22 protein-coding genes are annotated in these 26,622 nt (G+C 64.7%); 1 reads left to right on the top strand and 21 read right to left on the bottom strand.

The features are described from left to right. Positions 1-278 precede the first annotated feature (278 nt). The gene (locus H7687_RS11280; protein ID WP_183347317.1) at positions 279-1,688 is read left to right on the top strand and encodes a DUF6056 family protein; all 1,410 of its coding nucleotides are present in this window, start codon (positions 279-281) and stop codon (positions 1,686-1,688) included. Positions 1,689-1,738: 50 nt separating this feature from the next. Here the strand turns inward: H7687_RS11280 and H7687_RS11285 are convergent, their stop codons facing one another. The 21 genes from H7687_RS11285 to H7687_RS11385 are packed head-to-tail and all read right to left on the bottom strand — an operon-like array spanning position 1,739 to position 26,621. Beyond that, the gene (locus H7687_RS11285; protein WP_183347319.1) at positions 1,739-2,758 is read right to left on the bottom strand and encodes an FkbM family methyltransferase; all 1,020 of its coding nucleotides are present in this window, start codon (positions 2,756-2,758) and stop codon (positions 1,739-1,741) included. After that, positions 2,755-3,936, bottom strand: coding sequence for a glycosyltransferase family 9 protein (locus H7687_RS11290; protein ID WP_183347321.1), 1,182 nt, complete (start codon positions 3,934-3,936; stop codon positions 2,755-2,757). The genes H7687_RS11285 and H7687_RS11290 overlap by 4 nt, the downstream gene beginning before the upstream one ends. A gap of 39 nt (positions 3,937-3,975) precedes the next feature. Then, a complete protein-coding gene (locus tag H7687_RS11295; RefSeq protein WP_183347323.1) occupies positions 3,976-4,914 on the bottom strand; it encodes a glycosyltransferase family 2 protein in 939 nt (312 codons plus the stop codon). Positions 4,915-4,920: 6 nt separating this feature from the next. After that, positions 4,921-5,760, bottom strand: a complete 840-nt coding sequence (locus H7687_RS11300) for a class I SAM-dependent methyltransferase (RefSeq protein ID WP_183347325.1) — start codon at positions 5,758-5,760, stop codon at positions 4,921-4,923. A 4-nt stretch (positions 5,761-5,764) separates the two neighbouring features. Then, positions 5,765-6,982, bottom strand: coding sequence for a glycosyltransferase family 4 protein (locus H7687_RS11305; protein WP_183347327.1), 1,218 nt, complete (start codon positions 6,980-6,982; stop codon positions 5,765-5,767). 11 nt (positions 6,983-6,993) lie between these two features. After that, on the bottom strand, positions 6,994-8,022 hold the full coding sequence (locus H7687_RS11310) for a glycosyltransferase family 2 protein (RefSeq protein ID WP_183347329.1): 1,029 nt from the start codon (positions 8,020-8,022) through the stop codon (positions 6,994-6,996). Beyond that, complete coding sequence (locus tag H7687_RS11315; RefSeq protein WP_183347332.1) at positions 8,019-8,897, bottom strand: alpha-1,2-fucosyltransferase; 879 nt, start codon at positions 8,895-8,897, stop codon at positions 8,019-8,021. The genes H7687_RS11310 and H7687_RS11315 overlap by 4 nt, the downstream gene beginning before the upstream one ends. Further along, complete coding sequence (locus H7687_RS11320; protein ID WP_183347334.1) at positions 8,894-10,150, bottom strand: glycosyltransferase family 4 protein; 1,257 nt, start codon at positions 10,148-10,150, stop codon at positions 8,894-8,896. Before H7687_RS11320 ends, H7687_RS11315 begins: the two co-directional genes overlap by 4 nt. A 41-nt stretch (positions 10,151-10,191) precedes the next feature. Further along, positions 10,192-10,866: an HAD family hydrolase gene (locus H7687_RS11325; protein WP_183347336.1), complete on the bottom strand. Its 675-nt coding sequence runs from the start codon at positions 10,864-10,866 to the stop codon at positions 10,192-10,194. Then, positions 10,863-11,792, bottom strand: coding sequence for a UbiA family prenyltransferase (locus tag H7687_RS11330; RefSeq protein WP_183347338.1), 930 nt, complete (start codon positions 11,790-11,792; stop codon positions 10,863-10,865). The genes H7687_RS11325 and H7687_RS11330 overlap by 4 nt, the downstream gene beginning before the upstream one ends. Then, positions 11,792-14,422: a class I SAM-dependent methyltransferase gene (locus tag H7687_RS11335; protein ID WP_183347340.1), complete on the bottom strand. Its 2,631-nt coding sequence runs from the start codon at positions 14,420-14,422 to the stop codon at positions 11,792-11,794. Before H7687_RS11335 ends, H7687_RS11330 begins: the two co-directional genes overlap by 1 nt. 59 nt (positions 14,423-14,481) lie before the next feature. Continuing rightward, on the bottom strand, positions 14,482-15,264 hold the full coding sequence (locus tag H7687_RS11340) for a glycosyltransferase family 2 protein (protein ID WP_183347342.1): 783 nt from the start codon (positions 15,262-15,264) through the stop codon (positions 14,482-14,484). Next, positions 15,261-15,908, bottom strand: coding sequence for a class I SAM-dependent methyltransferase (locus H7687_RS11345; protein WP_183347344.1), 648 nt, complete (start codon positions 15,906-15,908; stop codon positions 15,261-15,263). The genes H7687_RS11340 and H7687_RS11345 overlap by 4 nt, the downstream gene beginning before the upstream one ends. Next, the gene (locus H7687_RS11350; protein WP_183347346.1) at positions 15,905-16,741 is read right to left on the bottom strand and encodes a glycosyltransferase family 2 protein; all 837 of its coding nucleotides are present in this window, start codon (positions 16,739-16,741) and stop codon (positions 15,905-15,907) included. The genes H7687_RS11345 and H7687_RS11350 overlap by 4 nt, the downstream gene beginning before the upstream one ends. Continuing rightward, complete coding sequence (locus H7687_RS11355) at positions 16,738-20,460, bottom strand: class I SAM-dependent methyltransferase (RefSeq protein ID WP_183347348.1); 3,723 nt, start codon at positions 20,458-20,460, stop codon at positions 16,738-16,740. The genes H7687_RS11350 and H7687_RS11355 overlap by 4 nt, the downstream gene beginning before the upstream one ends. A gap of 37 nt (positions 20,461-20,497) precedes the next feature. Further along, positions 20,498-21,412 carry a glycosyltransferase gene (locus H7687_RS11360; protein WP_183347350.1) on the bottom strand — a complete coding sequence of 305 codons (915 nt, stop codon included), beginning with the start codon at positions 21,410-21,412 and terminating at the stop codon, positions 20,498-20,500. A 4-nt stretch (positions 21,413-21,416) separates the two neighbouring features. Then, on the bottom strand, positions 21,417-22,628 hold the full coding sequence (locus tag H7687_RS11365; RefSeq protein WP_183347352.1) for an aminotransferase class I/II-fold pyridoxal phosphate-dependent enzyme: 1,212 nt from the start codon (positions 22,626-22,628) through the stop codon (positions 21,417-21,419). 11 nt (positions 22,629-22,639) lie between these two features. After that, positions 22,640-23,182, bottom strand: coding sequence for a class I SAM-dependent methyltransferase (locus tag H7687_RS11370; RefSeq protein WP_183347355.1), 543 nt, complete (start codon positions 23,180-23,182; stop codon positions 22,640-22,642). 2 nt (positions 23,183-23,184) lie between these two features. Then, entirely contained in the window at positions 23,185-24,471 is a 1,287-nt protein-coding gene (locus tag H7687_RS11375) for an ATP-grasp domain-containing protein (protein ID WP_198424632.1), read from the bottom strand. Positions 24,472-24,510: 39 nt separating this feature from the next. Further along, positions 24,511-25,791, bottom strand: coding sequence for an ABC transporter ATP-binding protein (locus tag H7687_RS21940; protein ID WP_183347363.1), 1,281 nt, complete (start codon positions 25,789-25,791; stop codon positions 24,511-24,513). Next, positions 25,788-26,621, bottom strand: a complete 834-nt coding sequence (locus tag H7687_RS11385) for an ABC transporter permease (RefSeq protein WP_183347365.1) — start codon at positions 26,619-26,621, stop codon at positions 25,788-25,790. The genes H7687_RS21940 and H7687_RS11385 overlap by 4 nt, the downstream gene beginning before the upstream one ends. Position 26,622: the final 1 nt, after the last annotated feature.

Genomic DNA, 26,622 nt, shown 5'->3' on the forward strand with positions numbered 1-26,622 from the left:
CCGTCGGACTGTGTCCATGGATTCGAGTATAGACCGGTGCCCGGAAGGGGGGCTTGATGCAGGTCAAGAAAACGCGGAGCGCGTTGGGGGAAGGAAGAACTCGTGGGGCCGGTCATCAGGGGGAGCCTGAAGTCACACCGGCACCGGCGCAATAAACATTGGAAAAGCGGTATTGGCATGCTAAAGTACCGCGCCTGTTAAGCAGTTCACATCCTTTTTTGAAGCGACCGGGCGTGCAACAAACCAGTTGATCCCAAGGCAGATGAGGTGTCGGAGCGGTGACGTCGGGGAATGAAGTACAGGAGTTGCGAAGCAACAGGCTAACCGTCTGGATCATGCTGCTGTCAACAGCGGCCTACATCTGCGTATATATCATCCTGGGCTTCTACGCCCATCCTTCCGCTGACGATTTCAGTTTCGCCAACAAGGTGGTCAAGGAAGGCTTCATCGGCAGCCAGCGTTCCTGGTATCTTGCCTGGTGCGGACGCTACGCCAGCACTGCAGTTATCAGCGCTTTTCTGGCACTATTCACCATCCCTGAGAGCATTTGGCTGCTACCACTGTTCCTGATCGTGACGACCTGCGTCTCGTTTGTCGTGCTGATGCTCACCATATGGGAGAGCCGGCAGGGGCTGCGGGTGCTGTGCGGCGGCTTGTTGCTGACCGCGCTCTATTTTTCCGGCCTTCCCTCCACGTCGGAAAACATGTACTGGCTGGCAGGGGGAATCACCTACCAACTGGGGAACGCGCTCTACGTCCTGCTGCTGGCGGCCCTGGTCAGACTGCACCGCTGTGACAAGGCGAACTGCATGAAACTCACGGTCGCTACCGGGGTTCTGGTCGCCATGATCGCGGGGATGAATGAGACCGTCATGCTGCTGCAGGCAGTCACCCTGATCGCCTCGTTGCTGATTTTCTTTGCCGGAAAAAGTCACCACCGGTACCACGTGCTGGTTCTTACCCTGATCAGCATCATGGGGGCGGCAATCGTCGCAGCAGCACCGGGGAATGCCGTGCGCTCCAGCTACTTTCCCATGGCGCATGACATCTTGTTCTCCCTCAGGGAATCGGCACGGTCGGCCGCGTCGAGCTTTCTTTCGTGGGGCAAGGCGCCAAGGCTATGGCTGGCAACCGTGCTGTGGATTGCAGGGACAGCTTCCGTCCCGCGCCGTACCGGGTTGAGAGTGCCTGCCATAGCCCCCGTTTCAGCAGGAGTTTTGTGGATTTCGGCTACGACCGCAACGTTCTTCCCGGCCTTTTGGAGCATGGGCTGCCCGCCGCCGGACCGGACGCTGAGTATCTGTTACCTGCTGTTCGTCCTCGGCTGGTTTGCCACCGTGACTCTCATCGCCTATTGGCTCCCTCTTGATAAAGCGGATCTTCCCAGGGGCGGTTTCCACTTTATCGCCGCTCTCTTCGCCGCATACCTCTTCACGACCGGCAACGGCGCGAAAGCGCTCGGCGACCTGGCCATCGCTCCAGGTTACTCGAAACAGTTGAACGAGCGTTACCGGACCATGAGGATGTTTCGGGGGCAAAATGCCGAACTCGAGGTGCCCGTGCTGTCACACTATCCCCGCACGATCCACATTGCCGACATAGAACCTAAGAAGGAGGACTGGAAGAACATCGAATACGCGTCGTACTTCCACCTGAAGTCGATCGCGACGACGAAGCTAGCGCGGTGATACACGCCCCTCTTTCCATTAGAACCCGGCCGGGGTGACTTCCAGCCGGCTCACCGCGCCGGCCAACTCCTGTCGGAGTCGTAGCTGAGGCCGTTGTACGTGCGAAGATGCAGCAAAAGCAGTATCAGCTTGTCCAACTGGCTGGATAGAAGGCGCCGGAACCGCCCCCTGTTCTTCTGCGCAATGAGAAAGTTCTGCGCCCCGATGAGCGGTTCCAACCCGGGGTGCAGCAGCATCAGGTGGTAGGCGTAATCGCGCAGCCCGTAATTGATCAACAGCAACACGTACTTGGCCAGCCTTTCCGTGGCGATACCAGCCAGACAGTCCTCCCGCCGTCCGAACAGGGCATCCCCGAAGATGAGCTGCCCGCGCGACACCCCGTCGAAGACCGAAATTCTCTGCCCCATCACCCTGTTGAGGTACAGGAGATCGAACCCCTGGTCGTGCATGAATTTGAGCACGTCGTGGAACAGGGGCTGCCCCTGGTACATCTCCAGGAACTCCACCTCGATCTCAACCATGCACGCCTTGGCAATGACGCCCTGTGCACCTTGCAGCACTTCCAGTTCCGATCCCTGGGTGTCCAGCTTCAGAAAGTCGGGAAGATCCATCCCCTCCCGTGCGTGCACTTCGTCCAGGGAGACGGTTTCCATCTCGATGGCAGCGTCGACCTCGAAGTCACCGCGGCGAAAGACGTCTTGGAACCTTTGCGCGGGCTTGTAACAGGAGCTCTCACCTCTTTCTTTAAAGAGGTTGAAGGGGGTCGTGCCGGAGCACCTGCCGATGAAGTAAGGAAGTGCACGGAAACCGCGGTACGGATGCGGGAGGCGGTTCAGGCGCGCGCATTCCTCGGCGTCGGCGTCGAAGGCGTGGTAGAGGGTGCTGGAGAAAAACGGCGCCAATTCATCGGGAGCGGAACCGCGAGCGCCCACATCGCACACCACCAGCGGGTGGTCCCGCAGGAATTTCTGTGCTCTCTCCCAAAGCCGTATCTGCCAGTTCAGGTTGTAGGGCAGCACGGCGCCGTAGTGATTGACGTGCCTGAACAGCGCATCGAATAGAAATTTCATAACACCCCTTCCCGGTTAAGCAGCTCCCCGGCAGCCCGCCAGACCTCGTCCACCGTCACCCGCTCAAGACAGGGAGCGACCGTCCCCTGGCAGGGATGGATGCAGTCCCAGTTGCAGTTGAAACACTCCATGCGCTGAAAGAGGGTGACCGGCAGCGCGCGGCGGTCGGCGTCCAGTTCGGGGTACGGCACGAAGCGCCCGAAGTGACCGCCGCCCGCCAGGCAGATGGAGCTGGTACCGACCGCAGCGGCTATGTGAATGGAACTGCTCTCATTGCCCAGCACCATGACCGCGTCCCTGATCAGGGCGCAGAATTCGGGAAGCGTGGTGACGCCGGTGCGATCTTCCACCTCTGCCTGCCCCTGCAGCAGTTGCTGCAGTTGCCGCCCGACAGGCTCCTCGCCGGGAGCACCGCAGATGACCGCTTTCAAACGGTAACGGTCCCAGATCATGCGCATCACCGCTGCAAAATTCTCCACCGGCCACTGTCTCATGGCGCGACCCGCGCCGGGAACCACGACGTAGTACGGCTGCGGGAACGCTACAGCAAGGGCAGGAACTTCCAGGCGCGAGAGCCGCGGGGAAAACTGGGCCAGGCCAAGCCCGCGCACGAACTCGGCATTGCGTTCCAATTCCATCATGGTGCCGCGCCGGGCGGGAAGCAGGCGGGTGTACCAGCGGTTGCTGATGCGCTTTTCCCATTGCCTCTGGTTGGCGAGGTCGCCCTCGGAGCCGATGCGCTCACGGGCGCCGCAGACGCGGATCACGGCATCGTCATAGGGGAAATGCCGGGAACAGGTCGGGTTGATGGCAATGTCCCAGCGCCGGGAGCGGAGCCGGCGCCAGAGGTTGCAGCGATACCCCGGACTGTTGTGGAACTGCTTCAAATCGACCCCGATGACCTCGTCGAAACAGGGCTGCAGGGCGGCGAGATCGCTCCAGAGGGCGTTGCCCAGAAGGACCAGCCGGTAACGATCGGGGGGGAACAGCCGGCGCAGCGCGGCAGCGGCATCGAGCCAGAGCACGAAGTCGCCGATGGCATCGAGCCGAACCAGCAGCACCTCGGCCTTGTCCGGCTGCCGGGCCGCGCGCGGGGAGAGCGCCATCAGGCCATCGAGCAGGAAATTGCGCGCGAGGACGGCACGCTTGCGCCAGTTGTGGGAAGGGGAAGCTGTCATATCAATCCCGGCCTCGTGACCGTTGGTAGAGCACCTGGTTCACTCCCGTCCGGCCAGCTTGCGCAAGCGCGCCTTGACCGCGGCGAGCAGGCGAGCCAGGAAGGGATACTCGCGGTACTGCGTTTTCAGCGTGTAGGCGTCGGCGACGGCATCGGGCGCGATCACGGCTGGATGGACCAGGGGAAACCGGACCGCCTGCACCGGCATGTCGGCGTACTTGTTGGGGACCGGGGTATGGGTGGCGCCGGGACCAAAACCGATGTTGGAGACCAGGTTGACCGCCGGGATGACGGAGAGCAGACCGTGGCGCCAGCAGGAGAGCGTCCATTGGCAATCCCAGGTGTCGATCTCACCCGACGCGACCCGGTCCAGCACGTCGCTCCAGTAGGCGGCCTGCTTGCGGCCGGAAAGGATCCCGTTCAGCGCTCCCGCGTCGCGGAATGCCGGCCAGTGGGCCATTTCTTTGTCATTTTGAAGCCACGCCCGCCGCCAGGTCGCCCACCCCCAGATATGGTTGAAACGGGAATAGTAGTAGCTCTCCGCGATGCGGTGACGGCCGAACTGGAAGTTCACCCCGGCGATCTGGCCGATGCGGGGCTCATTGCGGTAGCGCGCCAGGAGCTCCCGGCAAAACGGGAAAAAGGAGGGGTGCGGGAGACAGTCGTCCTCGAGGATGATCGCCTCCTCGACCTGGCTGAAAACCCAGTCGAGACCGCTGGAGACCCGGCGCCGGCAGCCGAGATTTTCTTCGGAAAACTCGGTCCGCACCTCGCACTCCCAGTCGACCGCGTCGAACACCTGCCTCACCTGCGCGCAAAGCTCCGCCTCGCCGGCGCGGTCGCGGGGACCGTCGGCGATGACCAGCAGCTGACGGGGACGGGCCGCGCGCACGGCTTCGAAAACGAGGCTGGTGCAATCGGGGCGGTTGAAGACCATCATCACCACCGGCGTATCCAGTTGCCAGGGAGTCATCGCCATTGCAGGTTACCTCGACGCATCGCGGAAATGAAAGTCGGCCGCCATGTCGGCAGTTTTGCGGGCCGCCACGGTGATGTTCCCCCTGAGCCGGGGAAAGATCCGGTACAACAGGCGCGCGGGGAAACTCGGGCGGTGCGTGGTGAAAAAACCGAGGCTTTCCACGGAGAAACCGCAGGTGAGCACCAGGTCCCTCAACTCCTCGGCGGTGTATTCACGCCAGTGGATGCCGACGATCATGTTGCGGTCGCGCCCCAGTTGCGCGGCGAAGTCGCCGATGGGGTTGTGAATGGAGCGCCCGGCCATGAGCTTCACCCGGTTGACCAGGGACGCCTGGTTGGGAAGCGACAGGTAGAAGGCCCCTTCTCTGCGCAGCACGCGGTTCACCTCGGCGACCACGGGGAGCGGGTTGAAATTGAGATGCTCCAGCGTCTCGCACATGATCACCGTGTCGAAGCTTGCGGAAGCGAGCGGCAGCGCATAGTCGCGCAGGTTGGCCGACGCCGTCGTCACGCCGTAGCGCCGGTAGCGCGCCAGCACCCGCTCGTTGCCCATGAATTCAGGGATGTCGAGCGCGGTGACCGAGAAGCCCAGCCGCGCCAGGGCACAGCTGACCACGCCCAGAAAGGCGCCGATCTCCAGGATCCGGATCTCCTGCCGGGGGCGCTGCGCCTTATCGGCCAGCGCCACGATGTCGTACAGGGTGCGCAGGTAGGAGCAGCGGGAATGCTCGAGGTAGACCGACTCCCCCTCCCCTTCTCCCAGGTCGAGCAGGTCCACCGGCTCCGCGCGCAATTCGCGGATCACCGCATCGAGCGTACTCTCCACTTCTGGTTCCATCCGGTGCATATCATCAACTCCTGGCTGCAGGCGGGGCCTGGCAGCCGCAAAAATCAAGGTAACGATCGACGACCGCCGCGGCGGAAAAACGTTCTCGCGCCATCCGCAGCGCGTTGTGCCCCATCTCTTGGCAGGTAGCGGGGTCGAGCAAGCGGGCGGCGGCGTCGGTCAGCGCCGCCACGTCGGGACAGGGGACGCAGAAACCGTTGACGCCGTCGCTGACGATCTCTGCGTTGCCCCCCACGGCGAAAACGGCCATGGGGAGCCCGCAGAAGACCGCCTCCAGTATCGCCATGCTGAAGTTCTCGATCAGGGTGGGCGAGATGCCGAAGCTGCACGACTTCAGATAGGCGACGTTGACCTCGTTGTCGACGTGACCGGGTGCCAAGATGCGGACGTTGTCCGGTAGCGCGAGCAGTTCACGGGACAGCTCGGGCGGGATGGCGCCGGACAGGTAGAAGCCGATGGCACCGGGGCAGCCCCGCCCCACCCTGCCGACGATGTCGGCGACGAAACGCGCGCCCTTGAGGACGCTCCCCGCGGAGGGTATGTACACCACCGGGGCATGCGCCGGCAATCCCATTTCCGGGCGCGGGTCGCGCGCCGGCACCCTCTCGACAAAGGCGGCGTCGAGCGGGTTGTGAATGGTGGTGACCGGCCCGTCGAAACGGAAGGTTTCCCTGAAGACGCGCTCCATGTAGGCCGAGGGCGCGACCACCCCGTCCACCTTGCGCAGGACCCGCTGTTCCAGCGCGACCGCCCGCTGCACGTCGATGGGGCAGAAGTCGCCGATCAGGGGCGTTGCCATGAAGCGGGCGGGGTTGTGATGGGCGACCATGGTGACCCGGGCATGCCCCTGGTCCAGAAACAGCCCCGGTGCGCAGTGGTCGGGGATGATGATCCGGTCCGGCCCGAGCCGGCGCAGCGCCCGGTTCATGCGCAGCACGCCGGGGACGGCGCACAGGATGTCGGCCAGGTGATAGGCGAGCCGCTTCGATCCCTGGCTTTTCAAGTACAGCGCCGAGCAGAGGGCCAGCAGGGAGCGCTCGCGCCGCGAGGCGCCAAAGCGCAGGATCTCGGGGTCCGGGATGTGCCTCTCCCGCTCGTCGAAGGTCAACAGCGTCGCGTCGAGCCCCCGCTCGCGCAGCAGGCGGTAGAGCTGGTAATGAGAGCTGGTGACGCCGCCGGCGCCGTGCGGCGGCGCGGTGGGAGCGACTACAGCTATTTTCATCGCGACCCGGCTCATCTCTCTCCCCGGCGCAGCAGCGCGCTCAACGCGAAAATCAGGCGGTCCCGCAGCGGCAGCTGCAGCGCACCCGCCAGGGGAGAGCGGAAGAAGCAGCGGTAGGCGGCCATGCCGGCCGGGGCGGCGATAAAGCAGACCTGGTACCAGCGTCTCGCCAGCACCGGTTCCAGTACCGCCGGCGGCACCAGTTGACGCTCGCGGTTTGCCTGCAGCAGTTTCAGCAGCCAGGCCTGGGCCCGGTCCAGGAAGGCGGTATCGGCCTCGACCCGCCAGGAGGCGAGGGCTTCGTGCAGTGCAAGCTCGGCGTCGGTGACATCGAGGTGGAGCCCGGCCAGCAGGCGCCGGCGCACCCTCGCCCCTGTCTCCCTCTGTGTCGTGTTTTCCCGCTGTCCCACGCTCTGGTCATGCAGGCGGTAGCACAGCAGCACCTCGCCGAGATTCGCGAAGCGCCAGGTGTCCAGCATGCGCGTCCACAGTTCGTAGTCCTCCGCGTGCGGGAAGTCGCGGTCGTAGCGCACGGTCCCGTCGAGCAGCACGCTGCGGCGCAGCATCACCGTGGGATGGTAGATGACGTTCTCGAACAGGAACCAGGACCTGATCTCGCTATCCTCGAGGGGCGCCTGCCACAGCGTGGCGCCGCGCCCGTCGAAGGCCTCCATCCACCCGCCGCAGACGTCGATGCCGGGATTGGCGTCCAGGAAATCGACCTGGCGCTGCAGCCGGTCGGGGAGACTGACATCGTCGGCGTCCATGCGCGCGACATACCGGCCGGCAGCGGCTGCGAAGCCGAGGTTGAGCGCACCGACCACGCCCCGGTTCACCCCGTCGCCCAGGAGCCTCATGCGGGGATCGCTGAAAGAGCGCAGCACCGCGGCGCTGTCGTCGGTCGAACCGTCGTCTACCACGAGGAATTCGAAGTCGGTGAAGCTCTGCCGCAGGATGCTGTCGATCGCCTCGGCGACGAAGCGGCCGCCGTTGTAGACCGGCATCACGACGCTGACTTTGGGCGCAGTGGTAGCCGTCATAGCCGGTACCACCCGGCCGGGGTGACGTCGCTGGTGTCGATGGCGGGATCGTTGAACCACCGACTGGGGGCAACGACCACCTGCCCCCTGTTGGTCGCCAGCCAGGCGCCCCACCAGCTGAACGAGCTGTTGGCGATGACGTGGTGCCGGCACAGGCTCATCAGGCGCAGGTCTTCATGGGGGTGCGCGCCGTTGTGGCCGACGTAGGTGGCCGGGTGGCGCAGCTCCAGGTTTTCCCGGGCCCACTCCGGGTCGTCGGAAAAGACGAAGAAGTGCGGATTGTCCACCTCGCGGGCTATCACGTCTTCGGCGGCGCGGTAGTAGCCGGCATCGCAGACCTGGTGCAGCGCGCGGGTGGTGGGGTCGGCGGCATAGTCGCCACGGCGCACGTGCAGGGAAACCGCGTTCGCCTTGCCTATCTCCGCCGCCATTTCCAGGTTGCGCCCGGCGAGGTCTCCCTTCACGGCAAACTCTTTCCGGATCACGTCCCGGTGCCCGGCGAAGTAGCGCTCGGACTGCCAGTACCCCAGGAGGTGCACGTTGTCAGGCAGGGAGAAGAATTCCGGCACCACCTGGAAATGCTTCTCCCGAAAGGCGACGCAGCCGCGGGCCCTGTGCACCAGGCGCGCCGCCACCCCCTGCACCAGGCCGGGCGCGGTTCCGGTAAGGACGGCAATCTCCCAGGGGGTGGCCTTGCCGGCAGCGATGCTGAGGCCATCGAGCGCGTAGCTGCGGGGCGTGTTGCCGCTCTGGTCCCCTTCCAGGAAGGAGAGATCCAGCTTCAACTCGACGCCCAGACGCAGCGCGAGGCTTCTGCCCGCGGCGTACTGGAACATCTGGTTGCCCAGTCCCCCCATGAGCCGGACCGCAATCATGGCGCACCTCCCGCCACCAGGGTGCGGTACAGCTCTTCGTACTGCTTTGCGATCTTCTCCCAGGTGAAACGCTCCTGCCAGGCGTCGAAGCCGGCCTCACCCATCCGGCGGCGCCGCTCGCCGTCACGGTAGATTTCAGAGAGAACGCGGGCGGAACCGCCACCATGCGCCCGCACCCCGGCATGGTCATCGGAGCGCCCGGTCATGATCCTCACCTTTTCCCTGATGCGTGCCACGATGCCGCCGTGACGGGGGAGCAGCGCGGGGCGGGCGGAAGGAAGGAGCACGCCGGCGCCGTTGGACCAGCGGATGATCTCGGCGCTGTTGCCGGCATCGGTGCACAGAAAGGGTGTCCGGGAGGCCATGCACTCGAAGAGGACCACCGGCGAGCACTCGATGTTGGAAGGGAACAGGAACAGGTCTGCGCACTGGTAGGCGGCTACGGTATCGCGGCGGGAGAGCTCGACCACCATGATCCGCTTTCCCTGCCGGCGCATGCGCTCGCTGTCGTTGAGTCGCGCGGCACGGCGCCGGCATTCAGCGCCGCAGCCGCCGGGGAGCGACATCCCCACCATGAGCAGCGTGGCGCCGGTAAGGTCGGCCATGCGGAAGATCTCCATGGCATCGTCATGCCCCTTGAGCCAGGTATGGCTGCCGACGTGCAGGATGAGGAATTCATCGGCCGCAACACCGAGCTGCGGCCGGATGTCGGGGAGCGGCTCCAGGAATTCATCAGCCGCGGCGCCGTTGGGGATCAGGGCGAGCCTCTCGACCCCGTGCCTGCGTGCGAAGGTGATGTCGCGATACTCGTCGGAGAGGAACACGTTCATGTCGTAGAGCTTCATGTACCCCGGCATCTGCTCGAAGTAGTTGTGGAAGCTGGGCGAGAACAGCGAGGAGAAACCGGTGGGGACCAGGACCTTGCGCCCCCTGATGCGGGACAGCAGCGGCAGGGTCAGGTCGGTCGCCCACTGCTGGGCGGCAAAATTGACGACGACGTCGAAGTCGGAATCGAGCAGAAACTGTTGGTAGGATGCGGCAGCACCGCAATAGCCGACGACGGCGTTGCCGGAAACCGGGAACTCGACCACCCTGACGCCGCGGGTATCGATCTCTCCCCTGCCGGCGGCGGCACTGGTCGCCACCGTCACGTCGTGCCCCGACTGGACCAGGCGTTCGGACAACTGCCTCACGACCTCGGCCATCCCGTTCATGGCGGGCAGGTACGATTCAACGGTATGAAGTATCTTCAACTTCTGAATGGAATCCTCCGCGACAGCTACTGGCCAGTATCTTATTGCATACCTTGGAACATCTGGTCAATGGTCTTGAACCTGAGCCCGCCGGGGACGACCAGGGACCTCATTCCCGCCCGGCGCGCGGCCTCGCCGTCGCGGTCGTCGCGATCACCGATGACGAGGCACGCCTGCGGCGCCACTTGCCACTGCCGGCAGATATGCAGCAGGCCGGCAGGATCGGGCTTGAGCCGGTCCACGGCAGGATCCTCGGCCGACCAGGAAGAAAGATGCTCCAGGCGCAGGGCCGCCAGTTTGTCGACGGCGTGATAATCGGAGCAGACGGCAACGTTGATGCGCCGCTGAGCCAAGGCGGCAAGGAGCACATCGACCAGGGGATAACGGAACCGTCCCAGGTGCCGCAAAGGACGGCGGTAGATCCACTCCTGCACCACATCCCGCACCTGGTCGATCTCGCAGTCACAGGCTTGCGCCGTCAGCAGGTAGGATCGACTGGACACGTCGCCCGGTAGCGCGTCGGCCAACGCCTCGCGGATGCGGCGGAACCGGAACAGGATGAGCGCCTCTTTGCAGCGCCAGGGGCGCAGCAGCAGGGTTGACGCCAGTTCGAGCGCCATCTGCAGCCGCAACCGTTTCTGGTCGTAGAGGGTGCCGTCGAGGTCGAGGATGACCCCTTCGACCCCTTCCAGCGCGGCGGGGAGAGGTATTTTCATATCGATATCAGGTCGGTCCTCAAGAAGGTGTGCAGGGCCTCGATCTCGCAGAAGGTGAGCACGAGCAAAAGCGCCACCAGGAAGACGCAGTACGAGAGGAGACCGTACTCCTTGTAGAGGCTTTCAGGGCGCTGCGCCACCGAGTTTTCCCGCAATCCCAGCTTGAGGTACCAGCAGAAGAGCAACGCGAAAAAGGGGACGCTGATGATGAACTCGATCTTGTACTTCACCAGGAAGACGCCCCAGAAAAAGATGGAGACTATGGCGTAGAACAGGATGGAGATCAGGAGTTTCTCCTCGGTGTAGGACTTGAAGGAGAGCCGGTACAGGGCGGCGCTGTCGCGGTCGCCGATGTAGCGGTACTCCGCCAGCCGCTTGACCGCCATCAGGAAAGCGCCCCCCATCCAGTAGCTGATCAGGATGCTGGAACTGGGGAGGTAGACGGAGGTGATGGTGGACCATCCCAGCATGAACCTGATGATGTTGTTGACCGATTCGCTCAGCACGTCGAGGTAGGGCTTCTCCTTGGTGCGCAGGGGCTTCACGTTGTAGACCACCCCCATGAGCAGCAGCCAGACCACGTTGTAGAGAAACATCCTGTTGATCTGCGCGGCAAGCAGCAGAGATGCCACGCAGAGCAGCGCGTACTCCAGGTAGACCCCGCCGCGGGAGACCCGCCCGGTGACCGAGGGGCGGTCCTTCTTCAGGGGATGGTACTTGTCGAAGGGGGCGTCGAGCCACTCGTTGATGACGTAATTGGCCGAGGCGGCAAACCCCACCGCGAACAGCGCCATCAGCATGATGACGTGCCACGAGGGGGGCATGGGGAGCCCCATCATCAGCGCGATCAGGATTCCGGGCAGGACGAGGATGTTCTTGATCCAGTGGGGAATCCTCGCCAACTCCAGGTACGGTGCGTAAGGCATCATCTTTTCCTGCATACGATCTGCATCGAATCGAAAAGGTTGAGGGGCACGACGGACTTGGCAAAGCGCGCCGGCAGCCGGAAGTTGACGCCGGGGACGAAGGTCAGCAGTCGCTCGACGAGGTAGGCGAGCTCGAAGTACCAGGTCGGCCTGCTGACATGGACGATCTCGAAGCCGCAGCGCTGCAGCAAAAGCGAGATGGTGCGGCTGCTGAAATAGCTCACGTGGGCCAGGCGGAAGTGCCACCACCGCCTCCCCATCACCCGCGCAGCAACGGATTCGATGTCGGGGGTGGTGAGAAGCAGGTAGCCGCCGGGCTCGATGAGCCCGTGGACCTCGGCCAGCAGTTGCGCAGGATCGGTGACGTGCTCGATGACGTCGACCAGCGTAGCCGCCGCAAAGGGACCGGATACCCTCGGGTCAGGCAGCACGCCGTTTACCACGGGAAGCCCCATCTGTCGGGCCTGCGCGGACATCCACCGGGACGGCTCGATACCTTCGGCGTGGTAGCCGCAGGCAAGCGCCTCCTCGACCAGCATGCCGGTGCCGGCTCCCACGTCGAGCAGACGGCCGCTGGGCACGAAGCGGCCCAGGGTGCCGATCACGTCGCGGAACTGCCTGGTCCTGGCGATCCTGCCGGATTCGTATTCCGGGTCCTCCATGGCGCGATAGTACTCCAGCACGTCGCTGCTGCTCCCCTGGTAGAAACCGCACCCGGCGCAGCGCTCTATGGCGTAGGTGGTGCCGTAACTGCTGTCGGTCACCTTGAAGTGGTCGGCGCTGACCGCTTCGGGAAGGACATCACCATCCTTCCAGGTGCTGAAGCAGGTGCCGCCGCATACGCGGCAGACGCCGGAGTGGGAAACGGGCAACTCCAGGCGATGGCGGCCGCGCGACAACAGCCAGAAGAAGACTCCATAGAGCAGGGAGATGGCGGCGGCCAACGGCAGGGAAACCCGACCGCCGAACAGTTCTTTCACCCGCTCCGACACCGGGGGGCGCCAGCTGTTGAACTTTGCCGCGGCAACCCGGGCCGCGACGGCCTTGGCGTCACCAGCGTTGGCGATCCGGACCAGGCTCGCGCTGCCCAGACGCGCGTTGTACTCGTAAAACCAGAGGTTCCCGTAGTTGGACTCCCAGTAGTCGAGCGCCACGCCGTCGGCGCGCACCTTGAACCGGGGCAGGCTCGACGGGTTCACCGGCATGGCGCTCACGTTGATCGTTTTATCGGCAAACCAGAGTGCGGCACTGAAGTCCCAGGAGTCCTGAAAAACCACCTCCCCGTTGAGGTTGTCGGGCACATGCCACGGGACATGCCCGAGCAGGGTGGCGTGCTGCATGGGCACCCTGGCCGCCACCAGCTTGGAGGCCGCGGACGCGGCTATCTCGCGCTGCAGGGACCAGGAGACCGCGTACCGTTCGCGTTGCACCATGAAGCAGCAGAGGTTCAGGAAGATGAGCAAAAAGACCAGCACGGCCAACGGGAGGTCCCAGAACAGGTCGGCGGTCACGGCAACCAGCAGTGCCAGGACGATCCAGGTCGAGGTCATGCCCCGGTTGGGGTACCCCGCCACCTGGGCGCCGGAACCGGACAGGATGTACAGGAAGGAGGCCAGGAACAGGGCAAGGAGGATGATCCCCAGCAAATGGATCTTTTTTTCCCGCTGCGACGCGGTCCCTGCAGAGGTGGAGGTGTTGGCCCGCCCGACACCGTACAGCAGGACGGCGAACAAAAGGGCCAACAATAACGCGGCGCCCTTCAGGCTGGGGTCGCCGCTACGGAACTCGAACACGGTCTGCACGGAGTTGAGCAACAGCAGCGGGAGGTCCACCAGCAGGGCCCAGCACCACGTGAGGAAGTTGTGCAGGCAGTTGCTCAGCGGGCCCGGGGAAAACCTGGAGTACACCGTCATGAAGGCAGGCATGACCACCTTCTGAAGCAGCAGGATCAGGGTCACCACGCCGCCCATCGGCGCCAGGTAGAGCGCAAGGTGGCGCTTCACGGTCGTCCGGGACCAGGCCGGTTGAAAGAGGGCCGGGTAGAGAACGTTAAGGGCCAGGAGCGGCAGGGTGATCTCGTAGGTCAACAGGCTCAACAGAACCAGGAAGTACGACCCGGCCAGGTAGAGCCGCCCCTTGCCGGCGAGGTGCCGGTCGAGCAGCAGGAAGGAGAGGCTCCAGAAGAAGATGCTGGCAACGCCCACCAGTTGCGTGGCGATGGAAAAGATGACCGTGGACGCGATGGACGGAAAACTCGCCAGCGCGAGAAAGACCACCACGAAGCGCAGCGAGAGGAACCTTTTCAGGACGTTGGCCAGGATGACCAGGCTGGAGAGCCAGAACGCGAGGCCGACCAGGATGTACCCCCTCGGGTCCGCCAGGGAGACCTTGGCGACCAGCGACAGCACCAGCGGGGCCACGGGACGGTTGGAGAACAGGGGGAACCAGGAACGGTACAGGTCCCAGAAGTCGGCAAAACCGAAGGCACTGCGCACCACGCTCCAGTCATCGGATACGAACCCGCTGTTCACCAGGTGCGGGGTGAACACCAGCACCCAGGACAACAGCAGGGCACCCCAGGCCCAGGTGGTGCCGGAGAGCGTGATGCGGTTTTGTTTCAGGTTCTGCATCTAGGACCCTCGATGTAACCAGGGGGTAAAAGCTTCGGGGGATAGTCACAACGGTTCAATTACTTGCCCAACATGTGGCGGACCTTTTCACGCAGCAAACAGGCCAACAGCCTGAGAGAGTTGGTCGAAATCCCGCCGGCTAGGCCCTTCCAGGCCAGGAAACTCTTCATGACCAACTGGCGCTGCTCGAACTCGGAGATGGAGTCCTTCCGGATGCTCCCTTGCGGGACGTCGGTGTAGTTCAGCAACGGGCGAGCCAGGTACGCTATGTCGGTGGCGTCGGCAATCCTGAGCCACAGGGCGTAGTCCTCCAGCGCCCGCAGCCGCTCGTCCTCGGGGAACCCGGCGGCGGCAGCAACGACTTCGCGGCGCACCAGCATGGAACTGCAGATGACCCGGTTTTCCCGCAGCAGGTCCGGGAAGCGCAGCAGCGTGCTCTTGCCGCCGAGAAGCGCTTCGGCGCCGGGTGCCGCGCCCGGCCTTACCCGCCAGGCGTCCGAGCATACCGCGTCGCAGCGACTGGAATAAGCCTCGCGGAGCTGCAGCTCCAGCTTTTCCGGCAGCCAGACGTCGTCGTCGTCGAGAAACGCCAGCCACTCCCCGCTGCTGCGACCGATGCCGCGGTTTCTCGGCACCGCCGGCCGCCCGGCCCGCTCGGCGGGGAGCCAGATGACGCGGCTGTCGCCGATGGCGTCGATCACCTCCCGGCTGTCATCGGTGCAGCCGTCGCCGCAGACCAGCACCTCCAGTGGGGAATGGCTCTGGGCCAGCGCGCTACGCACCGCGCGCTGCAGCGAGGCGGAACGGTTCCAGGTGGCGATGATGACCGAGACCGTGGTCACGCCGCCCACCCTTTGTCCAACTGCCCGGCAAAGGCGGCCATCCAGACAGTGTGAATAGCCAGCTCGGATGTGCCGGAATCGACCAGGAAATGTTCCAGGAAAGCGGAGGCCCGGGCGACAACCTGGTCGCGGGAGAAGGATGCAGCGTCCCTGCGGGCGACGACCTCCAGGTTGTAGGTCCCTCCCCAGGCGCTTTTGGTGATCTTATCCACGGTGAAACCGAATTCCCCGAGCATCGTCTGCAGCAGGCTGGCGGTGTACCCCTCGCAGTGCACAGCCCACGGGGCCTCGTGCGAGCCGAAAAGGTGGCGCTCGGCGATGGCGCGCTGCTTAAGGGAGTTGAACGGGTTCATGAGCGCCAGGGCCGTCCGGCGGAAATCGGGGACCTCGATGGTGAGGATGCCGCCGGGCTCAAGCCACGAGTACCAGCAGGCGAGGAGCCCGCAGGCGACCGGCCGGGGGAAGTGCTCGAAGACATGATGCAGCCGGACCTCCGCCACGCTGCCGGCGGGATACCTGAGCGTGGTGATGTCGGCATGAAGGTCGGCCACACTGCTGGTCTGGGCCGTGTGGCAGGAGAGCGGGAAATCTATGTTCAGGTACCCGTCGAGGTACCTCTGGCCGCAGCCGAGGTGCAGCTTCACGAGCGACCTCCAAACCAGGCGCGGGGAAATTTACGCACCGTGCGCGCCGGGTCCCGATATTCCCGCACCAGCCAATCCTGCTGCGGGACTCCCAACGATCCCCACGTCTGGACATAGCGCTCCCAATCGCCCTTCTGCACGGCGGCGTTGCTGTCTCGCACGCTGACGTTGGCGTGGGCGTGGTGCTCGACGTAGGAGTCGGGCGCATCGATGCAGGGATACCCGGCTTGCCACATCCTGAGGCAGAGATCGCCGTCGGCATGGTAGAAGAGGTAGTTCTCCTCGTCGGCGTACCCCACCGCCTCCAGCGCTTCCTTGAGGTAGAGGCCGTGGTTCACGAACATCCTCCCCCCGAAGGTGAGGCCGACCCGGTAGCGCTCCTCGTGCGGCCAGTCCCGCCAGTAGAAGGCAGCTGCCCCGATCCTCTCCCCCGCGGCACGCCTCTCATCGCACAACGTGACGCCATTGAGGATCGCCCCAGGCACCGCGAGGCAGTCGTCGCTCAGCATGCAGACGTACTCGCCCTGGGCGACCTTGAAGGCGAGGTTCATGAAGTAGCCCCAGGAGCGGCGCTCTATCGCCCTACCCTGCCACTCCCCGCGGTTATGCTGAACGATGGTCAGGATGTCTTTTTGCTTCAGGAGCCAGGCGAGGGAGCCGTCGGTCGAACCGCCGTCCACCACGATGATCTCGGAGCGGAACGGGCAGCGCGCCAGTTCCTCGCGGATGCTGGCTACGGTGCCCTTGAGAAAACGCGCGCGGTTGTAGGAGCCGAGCACCACCGAAACCTTCACGGCCGCAGCCGGCATGGGTCTTTGAGTCGCAGCGATCATGGCATTTGCTCCTGCCGCCAACGTTTGAGATAGGCGAGTCCCCGGCGGACGGCCACAACCGCCCCCCCCTCCTGCTTCCGTCGGCTCCAGAGCTCCGGCAGGTATCGCGACGGCGGGATGCTTGCCTCGAGCCCCCAGCGGGTCAAAAGCTCCGACAGTTCCGCAGGGCCTGCGGGGGGCAGTCCGGCAGGGGGAGCAACGGCGCCATGCGCTTGGGGCTCCTGGACAAACTCCGACCGCGTCCCGTCCTGTTCCACGAGGGTCACCGCGACAGCCAGATCCAGTCCACGCAGCGCGGCCAGATCCCACCTGGGCATCCCCTCCCCGGCGGGCCAGCAGGACGAGCCCTGCGCGACGATGCGGGGATGGGGGCCAGCGGGCGCAAGCGACAGTTCCATGGCGACGGCAATGGTGCGGCTCCCCACGCCGCCGATACAGTGGTGGCGGGGATACCTGCATTTCCAGTTGCAGCCGAAACACTCCAGCGGCAGGACCGCGGCGGTGGTGGTGGCAGCGTAGGGCATGAAGCGGCCGAAGTGTCCGCCGCCGAGCAGCACCACGTGCGGCGTCCCCACCGCGGCCGCGGCGTGAGCGAGCCCGCTTTCCGCACCGACGGCCAGCGCGCACCGGGCGATCAGGGCGCAGGCCTGGCGGATGGTGGTCTTGCCGGAGAGGTCGACGAGGCGCACCGGGGCGTCCGGGGTATTGCTGCCGATAATGGCGCTGTCGGTGACGCCTCCCAGCGCCAGCACGGCAAAGCCGTGCCTGGTGCAGAACTCCTGCAGCGCCGCCCGGTACTCGAGCCCCTCGCGGTAGCTGTGCTGCGCCCCCGGGAAAAAGGCCACCGTCCGGGCCGGATCGAGCTGATGCTCATGCAACAGCCGCTCGGCGACATCGCGGTCTTCCGGGGTGAGCCAGACCGCCGGCTCGAGGTGATCGGATGCGATCCCCAGTGCAGACAGCAGCATAGGATGGGAGGCCGACTCGCGTCCCCCGGCTTCCTCCGCAATCTGGACCAGTTTCGTGTAGTGACGGTTGTTCTGGCGCAGGGTCTCCGCCGGCAGGTTGCAGTCGTTGCCGGAGAAGGCGACGCGCTCCCTGGCCCCGCTCCCCAGTGCGAAACAGTCGGTAAGCGCCTCGCGCGACAACACCGGCGTCACGCACAGGTCGGCCTGCAGCTCGCGCAGCAGCGCGACGATGGTGTTGCGGTAGCGGGCGTCATCGTAGGCGCGGCGGCGCTCGAAGGTGATCACCTCGTCGACGAACGGGCAGGCATCGTAGAGTTCCGCCACGTGTTCCTGGCAGAGCACCGTGATCCAGGCGGCGGGGTCGGCGGCAGCGATTCTAGCCAGCGCGGGAAGCGAGATGATGCTGTCGCCGATGGCGTCGGTCCTGATCCAGAGCAGCCGCCTCGGGCGCGCGCCGGACCCGGCCGGGACGAAGCGCGCGATGCAGAAACCGAATTTCTCCGGCGCGGCGACCGCCATGGTGAAACGGGGGTCCTTCTGCATCTGCCGGAAGCTCCTGGCGTGCTTGACGTGGTTGATGTCGTCGAGGGCGATGTAGCAGGGGGCGTACAGGCGCTCGACCAGGTAGTTGAACTCGATGTTGCCCATGTGGCCGCCGCTGTCCAGGAGCACGAAATCCGGGGCCCCGTCCAGAAGCGCCAGGCAGTGGTCGAGCCTGGCCTCCTCGATACCGGCGAAGTCGGTCTCGGCGAGATAGCGCTGAGTGCGCACGGCGGCGTCGTGGTCGACGTAGCCCGCCTTGCCGTTCAGGTTGTAGACCAGCTTTTCCCGTATCACGTCCCGGGAAGGGAGCAGCCTTCCCGGCACCGACAGGCCGTGCACCAGCTGCACCCGCGCCGCCAGCCCGGCCTGCGCCAGGTTTTCGCCGGCGATGCGATGGTTTTCCGGATTGCACTCGATGGAGTAGAAACGGGCGTCGTCCAGCCCCAGGTCGCGCAGGCAGGAGGCGATGATGCGCGTGGTCCCCTCGCCGTGGAAGGTGCCGGTCTCGATGATGCGCGTCGGGCGCGCCTTTTCGAAAACCGCACGGATGCTTTCGGCAAAGGAGGAGTGCGTGTCGATGCTGGTGAGGGTCGTTTCCTGCGCCTGCTGCTCCTCGCCCGCCACCCGGACCGAGCGCGCGGCGAGCCTTAAGCCCCGCCCCAGGAGCTCCTCCACCGAGCCCCCCTTGAGGAAGATGGCGCAGCCGTCGCCCTGGGTCGAGTTAAGCAGCAGCTTGAAGTGCTGGTACCTCAGCATGAAGCGATGGCAAAGGGAGTACAGCTCGCGGTGCCCGGGGTGGTTGATGCCGTCGAAGACGATGGCGCCCCGGTCGGCGACCAGCGCCGCGGCCGATGCCAGGTCGTTCCAGACGTCCTCGCGGGGCCGTCCGCCGGAGATGGAGATGAGGTCGAAGGACTCCCCTTGGGAGACCAGCCGCTCCATGATGCTGCGGCCGCTGCCGCGCCTGTGGCGCACGCGCGCGTCGCACCCGGCGCCGCGCCGGTAGTCGGCGAGGAGCTTGCGGACGTCGCGGGACAGCGAGGGGTCGACGCCTAAGAGGTAGCTTGGCGACGCGTTGTGCAGGACCTGGATCATGCTGCCGCTGTTGCCGGAGCCGACCTCCAGGTAGCGCTCGGGACGGAGCATGGCCGCCAGGAAAGCGAGCGCGATCTGCCGGTCCCAGTAGGGCTCGCCTTCTCTGCCGTTGCCGCCACTGTCGAGGCCGTAGCGCTCGCGCGCCCCCCCGGCCAGGTACACCTGCTCCAGGGCCCTCAGGGCCATCTTGCGGAAGACCGGCGCGCCGATGACCCGCGCCGCCTCGGCCTCGGAAACCGCGGCAGGACCGGGGTCACCGCCCCGGTAGCGGGCCACCAGTTCCGCCACGGCGGGAGGATGCTCGCCGGTGAAGGGAACGGTGCGGGAGTCGGGATCGCCGGTCCAGACCGGGTAGCGGCTCTCCAGCTCCGCCCGCCGTTCCGGGCGCCACTGCAGGAAGAAGTCGCGATACCAGGCGTCGAGATCGAGCTCCCACTGTTTGCCCCAACCGTAGCGATGGTAGAGTTCCACCTTCTGGTAGACCTGGCTCCAGAGCACGTAGCTGTAATGGTAGGGGTAGACGTTGAGCGCCCTGGTTTCCGGCGCGCTCAGCACCCTCCCCTCCTGGACCGCCATGGTGGGGGGGCGGTGGGTGGTGAAACGCGCGCCGGGGTAGTTGCGGAAGACGCGGCGGCAGTGGAACTCGCTCTCGGCGAACTTGTCCGAGTCGAAGATGTAGTCGAACCCCTTCCAGAAGTTGTCCAGGGTGACGTCGACCCGGGCGATGCCGGGGTCCCGGGCCAGCACGGCGCGCAGGCGCTCGATGTCCTCTTCCTTGTACACCTCGTCCGCATCGACCAGCCAGATGTAATCGCCGGTGGTGAACTGCAGGGCGTGGTTCTGCATCTCCAGCTTTTCGGCCCATTTCCCCTGGATGAGCCGGATCTTGCCCTGCGGGTCGGGGAAACTCCTGATCGCCTCCACCGTGCCGTCGCAGGAGCTCCCGTCGGGGTTGGCCGCGAACATGCAGTTTTCCACCGCCCCTTCGATGATGACGATGTCGTGCGCGGAGCGGTAGACGCTTTTCAGCACGCACTCGAGAAACGGCATGCCGTTCAACACGATCATCACGAAACTCAGGGTGGGCTGCGGTTGCGGGGACATCTCGGTCATGCGGTTCCTTTTATGGCCAAACGTGCGGCAGGTGCGGTCAGCGGCGCAAGGCAGCGGCGACTCCGAACACAAAGTAGCGCAGGTCGTCGCGCAGGTTGAAGACGCCGCACCTGGCGTTGTTGAACAGGTAGTTGGAGAAGGTCCCTGCGAATTTGCCGACCTTTTTCTCGTCCTTGTAAAGTTCCATCAATTCCCGGTAGCTCCACTGGATCTCGGGGAGCAGGACGGCCCGGTAACGGGTGCCGAACCGGTGCAGCAGTGCCTGCCTGGTCAAAAGCGTGTTCAGCTTCTGGTAGGCCTCCGGCTTGTAGGACCAGATCCCGCCGGCGTGGGATCGGTAGGCGGCGGTATGCCGGTCGATGAAAGCGGCGTCGCCGTACTCCGTCAGCACGCTGAACAGCAGCGAGTCGCCGTTGACGCAGCGGTAAAACGAGCGCGGGAAGCTGCGCACCAAGCCGTTTCTGAAGACCACGGTATTGGTGGGGGGGACCAGGCCGTTGATGATGTCCGCCTGGGACAGGTTGCGGCTGCGATCCGCCTCCAGCCGGCTGGGTCTGATGGTGGCGCCCTCCTCGTCGACCACCAGGCTGTTGGTGAAACAGATCACAAACTGGTGATTGCGGCGCAGGAAATCGACCTGCTCCTGTAGCTTCTCCGGACAGGTCCAGTAATCGTCCCCCTCCAACATGGCGACGAACTGGCCGCGGCAGGCGGCGAAGACGCGCAGCAGGTTGCGCACCGGCCCCAAGTTCTTTTCCGGCGGCAGCAGCCTGATCAGGTCGGGGAACCTCCGCTGGTACAGCTCGAGGATGCTCCTGGTGCCGTCGGTGGAGCAGTCGTCCCCGATCACGATCTCGTAGGGGAAATCCACCTGCTGCATCAGGATGCTGTCCAAGGCCTGGGCGACGTACCGCTCCTGGTTGTAGGTGATCATAAGGACGCTGAGGGTCATCAGGTCATCCCTGCAGTTCCTGCCGATGCGCGATGGCGGGCGCATTGGCGACGGCAAATGCGATGATGCGGCAGATCCGGTCAATCTCGGCACCCCCCACGGCAGTGCCCGTCGGCAGCAGCAAGACCCGCTGGGAAAGCCGCTCCGTCTCGGGCAGCAGCAGCCCCGCATGCGGGAAGTAGGAGCGGTAGGGCTCCATCCGGTGGCACCCCGGGTAGAAGTAGCGGCGTGCAATGACGTTCTCGGCATGCAGGACCTTCAACAGTGCGTCGCGCCCAAGACCCGCAGCAACCTCATCGATCTCGCAGACGATGTACTGGTAGTTGCACTTCTCTTCCCGGTACGGCAGCAACGTCACTCCGGGGATCCCGCGCAGCCCGTCCTGGTAACTGCGGTAATTGTCCATGTTGGCAGCGATGAACTGTTCGAGACTTTCCAGCCCGGTCAGTCCCATGGCGGCAGAAAACTCGTTCATTTTGCCGTTGGTGCCAATGTAGATGACGTTGTCGTAACCGGCGAAGCCGAAGTTCTTCATCAGGCGGATCTTGGCGGCCAGCTCGTCGTCGTCGGTGGTGACCGCACCCCCCTCGAGGGTGTTGAAGAACTTGGTGGCGTGGAAGCTGAACACCTCGGCGTTGCCGAAGCCGCCGATCATGCGCCCCTTGTGGGAACAGCCGAAGGCATGGGCCGCGTCGAACATGAGCTTCAGGTCGTGGCGCCGCGCGATGTCGGTCAGCGCCTCCACGTCACAGGGCCTACCCCAGAGGTGGACGCCGATGATGCCGCTGGAGCGCGGGGTGATCATCCGCTCCACCTGGGCCGGGTCGATGTGGTGCGTGGCCGGATCGATGTCGCAGAAAACCGGGGTGATCTCCTGCCATTGCAGCGAGTGCGCGGTCGCGACAAAAGTGAAGGAGGGGACGATGACCTCCCCCTGTAGGCCGAGCGCACGGATGGTGATCTCGAGGGCGATGGTGGCGTTGCACATGGCGATCACGTGCTTCACCCCGAGCAGCTCGGCAAGCTTCTGTTCGAACTCCTGCACGTAGCGCCCATTGTTGGTCAGCCAGCGCCGGTCGAGAATGTCGCCGATGCGCGCCATCAGCTGGTCGCGGTCCCCTATATTGGGGCGGCCGACGTGGAGCTGGTCGCTGAAGGCGGGTTGGCCGCCGAACAGCGCCAGTTCCTGGATTTCAGGTGTCTGCTTAATGGGCATGTGCAGCGTCCTCATATCTTCCTGGCCACCACCGTGTACTGGATCGGCATCAGCGGCCGGTCCTCAGTCTCGAGAGCATTAAGTTCCACTACCTCGAACTCGCTCAATAGGGCCCTCAGACCGTGCTCCGTGAAACGCCAGCAGTCGGGCAAGGGACCATGGATGCGAAAGTTGAACGGGACGCTGAGCAGCAACATCCCCCCGGGTTTGAGCATCCTGCGCATCTCAGCCACGGCATTGAAAGGGTGCAAAGTATGCTCCAACACCTCGGTGCAGACGACAAGGTCGAAGCTGTCGTCCGGGATAGAGGTGTTTTGATCACAGATGTCCCCAATATACGTGCATCCCGAATGGGGATCGATATCCAGCGTCTCCACCGCCACTTCCGCAGGAAAAAAGGCTCTGGCACCTTCGTGCACCTGTGGCGCTATATCAAGCAGGCGAGCAGCGCCGCTGCCGTAAGTAACTGCAGCCTGCCGCAGAAACGCGTTGATATTGCCACGGATCATCCGGATGAATTCCTGGTCCATCAGACTGGGAACAAGGGCCGACATCACTATATCCTCTCGTCCATGAGCAGTTCCAGCATGCTGCAGTCGAAGGTGCTGATACCGAGCCGGTCGCTCACCGCCTTTCTCTCGCTGAAGCTGTCGTCGATAAAGATGGCGTCGGGCTCGGTAATGTAGCGCGCCTTGGTGTCGTCCTTGCCCACGTGAACCACGGCATCGAACAGGTGCGCCAGGCGGAACCTGGCCAGTGTCGCGTCCAGGTCGCCGGCGTGCCTGGTGAGCAGCACGATCTTCTTGCCCTGGTTCAGGCATTGGTACAAAAAGGCAGCCAGTTGGACATTGACCTTGCCGTGCAGGATCAAGGTGTCGTCCAGATCGACGTAGACGGTGCCGAAGTTTATCTGGTGGCGGTAACGGTTGACCAGGGCCCGGTCCACGCTCACCACACCCCGGTTCACCAGCAGCGAGAGCGGAAAGCGCTCCTGCTCGTAGATGCTCAGCAGCGGGAAATTGACCCCCTGGACCCGGTGCAGCGCCATGGTCCCGGCGATGCGCGGCGCCACCTCGAGCAGCTTCAGGACGCCGTGCCGGTCGCGCTTCACCTGGAAGAACCAGGCGCCGTGAAAGGCGAGCCTCTCGGCGATGCGGGCGGCGTAGTCGGCGAAGGTCTCCTGCGCAGGGGCAACCTCACTGCTCATGGAGATGCCGCTCTTGGTGCGCACCCTTTGCCTGGCGCCGCAGAAGAGGAGCCCGGCGTCGCGGTCGGAGAAGCAGTCCACGGTGTACTCTTCGCCGGGAAGGTACTCAAGGGCGATCCGCTCCGGATCCGCCTGCAAAAGCGCTAGCAACTGCGACTCACAATGCACCAGGTGCGTGTCGCGGGATCCCTCGCCCCGGTCCGGCTTGACGAACACGGGATAGCTGGAGACGTCGGCCGCGCAGCGGAAACGTTCCGGCACCGGCACTACTCCGTCCAGGACGCGGTAGGTCTCGGACTTGGAGCGGGTCACGGTGCAGGTCTCCAAAGGCGAAGAGACGATGCCGGCCTTGATCGCCCCGGCGTGCTGCGCCAGGGCCACGATGACGTCATCGAAGGCAGGGAAGATGTAATCGATCGACTCCGCCTCGACCACCCGGTTCAGCGCCTCGATCCAGCCCGGCTCGTGGATGCTCGGCAGCACGAAATGGCGGGCGAAGACGAAGGGGGCGTGGTTGGAGACGTCGGAGCCGGCGGAGAAGAGCCGGACCTCCTTGCAGGGCGCGAGCGCCTTCTGGATCTCGAGCCCGATCTCGGTCCCCCCCGGGAATACCAGGATGTGGAACGGTTTCTTCAAATCTTCATCCTCGTGCGCGGCGGGCGTCTGCGCCCGCCGTCAAAGCTGCCTATCTCCGGGCGCGGCGGTTTCAATCTCCCAGGCAAGGTCCGGGCGGACCACCCCGGCCCACTTGCCGAACCAGGCGCCGTCCCGTTCCACGTCGCTCACCTCGAACACCAGGGCGTCCTTTGCCTCGAACAGCGGCAGCGACTTGTCCCTGACCACCATAATCTTCACCCGGTACACCTCGGCGTTGAGAAGGTTGGCCGGGATGTGGCAGACCCCCTTGACCCGCGAGCGCTGCGCGATGAAGGAGCGCGACGCGGAATTGAAGACGCAGGTGCCGTCAAGTGAGTAAAGGTGCATGCTGTAGTTCAACTCCACGCCGGGGAGGTCGTTCTCCAGCGTGAATTCGACGGCGAGCGGCGTGGCGACGGTGGCATGCCCGGTCTGGCCGCAGTCGAGCCGTGCCGAGCACAGCCGCACCTGCCCGTTGCCCGGAGCCGACGCAGGGTCGTCCCAGCTCTGTTCCAGGACCATCTGCGAGGTCCTTTGCAGGTAGCGGGCAACAACGGCGCCGCTGTCGCCGTCGTCCACCACCCTGCCCTGGTCCAGCCAGATGGAGCGGTCGCACAGCGACTGCAGCGCGATCATATTGTGGCTCACGAAGAGCACGGTCCGCCCCTGCCGGCCCACCTCCTCCATCTTGCCCAGGCACTTTTTCTGGAACTGGGTGTCCCCCACCGCCAGCACCTCGTCCACGATCAGGATTTCCGGCTCCAGGTGCGCCGCCACCGCGAAGGCGAGACGCACGTACATCCCGGAGGAGTAGCGCTTCACCGGCGTGTCCAGGAACTTCTCCACCTCGGAAAAGGCGACGATCTCGTCAAACTTGCGCCGGATCTCCTGCCGGTTCATGCCGAGGATGGCGCCGTTCAGGAAGATGTTCTCCCGCCCGGTCAGCTCCGGGTGGAAACCGGTGCCGACCTCGAGCAGGCTCGCCACCCGTCCCTTGATGCGCACGCTGCCGCTGGTAGGCTCGGTGATCCGGGACAGGATCTTGAGCAGCGTCGATTTGCCGGCGCCGTTCTTGCCGATGATGCCAACCCTCTCCCCCTCGCGGATCCCGATGGAGACGTCGTCGAGCGCCCAGAACTCCTCCCGGGCAGGCGCCGAGGCCGGGACGGGGCGCAGCATGAGCCTTGCGCCGACATTGGCGATGCTGCGGGAGAGCGCGTCGCGCAGCGAGGAGCGGTCCTCGGGGGCGCCGCGGGTGATGCTGTAGCGCTTGCCGAGCCCCTTGATGTCGATGACGGTGCAGGTAGAGGCGCTGTTCATATCACGTCCGCCAGTACGCGCTCGGTTTTGCGGAAGTACCACAGCCCCGACAGCAGCAGGGCCGCCGAAAGCGCAGTGGAAACCAGCAGTCCCGGCCAGTAGATCTCGGTTTTCCCCGTCAGGAGCGCCCAGCGGAAGCCATCGATCACCCCCACCATCGGATTGAACGAGTAGATAAGGCGCCACTTTTCCGGCACCATGCTGCTGGCGAAACCGACCGGGGAGACGTAGAGGCCGAACTGGAGCAGGAACGGCACCAGGAACCTGAAGTCGCGGTAGCGTACGTTGAGCGCGGCGCACCACAGGGCGCACCCCGCCACCGCCAGCATGGCCAGGGCCAGGAACAGCGGCAGGGTCACGATGCGCCACCCCGGGAGATAGCCGTACCAGAGCATCATCCCGGCCATGATCGCCATGGAGATGGCGAAGTCGATCAGGCTCACCACCAGGGTGCTGGCGGGGATGATGATCCGGGGGAAGTAGATCTTGGTCAGGAGGTTCGCGTTGCCGATCAGCGAGTTGGACCCTTCGCTGAGAGCATTGGCGAAGAAGTTCCAGGGAAGCATGGCGGCAAAGACCAAGAGCGGGTACGGCGTCCCGTCGGAGGGGAGCTTGGCGAGCAGTCCGAAAACGAGGGTGAAGGCGAGCATGGTCAAAAGCGGGCGCAACACGCTCCAGGAGACGCCGACCACGGTCTGCTTGTAGCGCACCAGGATGTCGCGCCATACCAGGAAGTAGAAGAGCTCGCGATAGCGCCAGGCATCGCGCCAGTAGTGGAGCGCGGGGCGGTTGGGCTCGATGAGCAGTTCGTGCGGCACGGTCTCTTCCATA

Source organism: Geomonas paludis (assembly GCF_014193585.1).
GTDB lineage: Bacteria > Desulfobacterota > Desulfuromonadia > Geobacterales > Geobacteraceae > Geomonas > Geomonas paludis.

Excerpts from the sequence above, each read along its gene's own strand:
- H7687_RS11285 (WP_183347319.1), bottom strand. The coding sequence starts at position 2,758 with ATGAAATTTCTATTCGATGCGCTGTTCAGGCACGTCAATCACTACGGC.
- H7687_RS11290 (WP_183347321.1), bottom strand. The coding sequence starts at position 3,936 with ATGACAGCTTCCCCTTCCCACAACTGGCGCAAGCGTGCCGTCCTCGCG.
- H7687_RS11295 (WP_183347323.1), bottom strand. The coding sequence starts at position 4,914 with ATGGCGATGACTCCCTGGCAACTGGATACGCCGGTGGTGATGATGGTC.
- H7687_RS11300 (WP_183347325.1), bottom strand. The coding sequence starts at position 5,760 with ATGCACCGGATGGAACCAGAAGTGGAGAGTACGCTCGATGCGGTGATC.
- H7687_RS11305 (WP_183347327.1), bottom strand. The coding sequence starts at position 6,982 with ATGAAAATAGCTGTAGTCGCTCCCACCGCGCCGCCGCACGGCGCCGGC.
- H7687_RS11310 (WP_183347329.1), bottom strand. The coding sequence starts at position 8,022 with ATGACGGCTACCACTGCGCCCAAAGTCAGCGTCGTGATGCCGGTCTAC.
- H7687_RS11315 (WP_183347332.1), bottom strand. The coding sequence starts at position 8,897 with ATGATTGCGGTCCGGCTCATGGGGGGACTGGGCAACCAGATGTTCCAG.
- H7687_RS11325 (WP_183347336.1), bottom strand. The coding sequence starts at position 10,866 with ATGAAAATACCTCTCCCCGCCGCGCTGGAAGGGGTCGAAGGGGTCATC.
- H7687_RS11330 (WP_183347338.1), bottom strand. The coding sequence starts at position 11,792 with ATGCCTTACGCACCGTACCTGGAGTTGGCGAGGATTCCCCACTGGATC.
- H7687_RS11335 (WP_183347340.1), bottom strand. The coding sequence starts at position 14,422 with ATGCAGAACCTGAAACAAAACCGCATCACGCTCTCCGGCACCACCTGG.
- H7687_RS11350 (WP_183347346.1), bottom strand. The coding sequence starts at position 16,741 with ATGATCGCTGCGACTCAAAGACCCATGCCGGCTGCGGCCGTGAAGGTT.
- H7687_RS11355 (WP_183347348.1), bottom strand. The coding sequence starts at position 20,460 with ATGACCGAGATGTCCCCGCAACCGCAGCCCACCCTGAGTTTCGTGATG.
- H7687_RS11360 (WP_183347350.1), bottom strand. The coding sequence starts at position 21,412 with ATGACCCTCAGCGTCCTTATGATCACCTACAACCAGGAGCGGTACGTC.
- H7687_RS11365 (WP_183347352.1), bottom strand. The coding sequence starts at position 22,628 with ATGCCCATTAAGCAGACACCTGAAATCCAGGAACTGGCGCTGTTCGGC.
- H7687_RS11370 (WP_183347355.1), bottom strand. The coding sequence starts at position 23,182 with ATGTCGGCCCTTGTTCCCAGTCTGATGGACCAGGAATTCATCCGGATG.
- H7687_RS21940 (WP_183347363.1), bottom strand. The coding sequence starts at position 25,791 with ATGAACAGCGCCTCTACCTGCACCGTCATCGACATCAAGGGGCTCGGC.
- H7687_RS11385 (WP_183347365.1), bottom strand. The coding sequence starts at position 26,621 with ATGGAAGAGACCGTGCCGCACGAACTGCTCATCGAGCCCAACCGCCCC.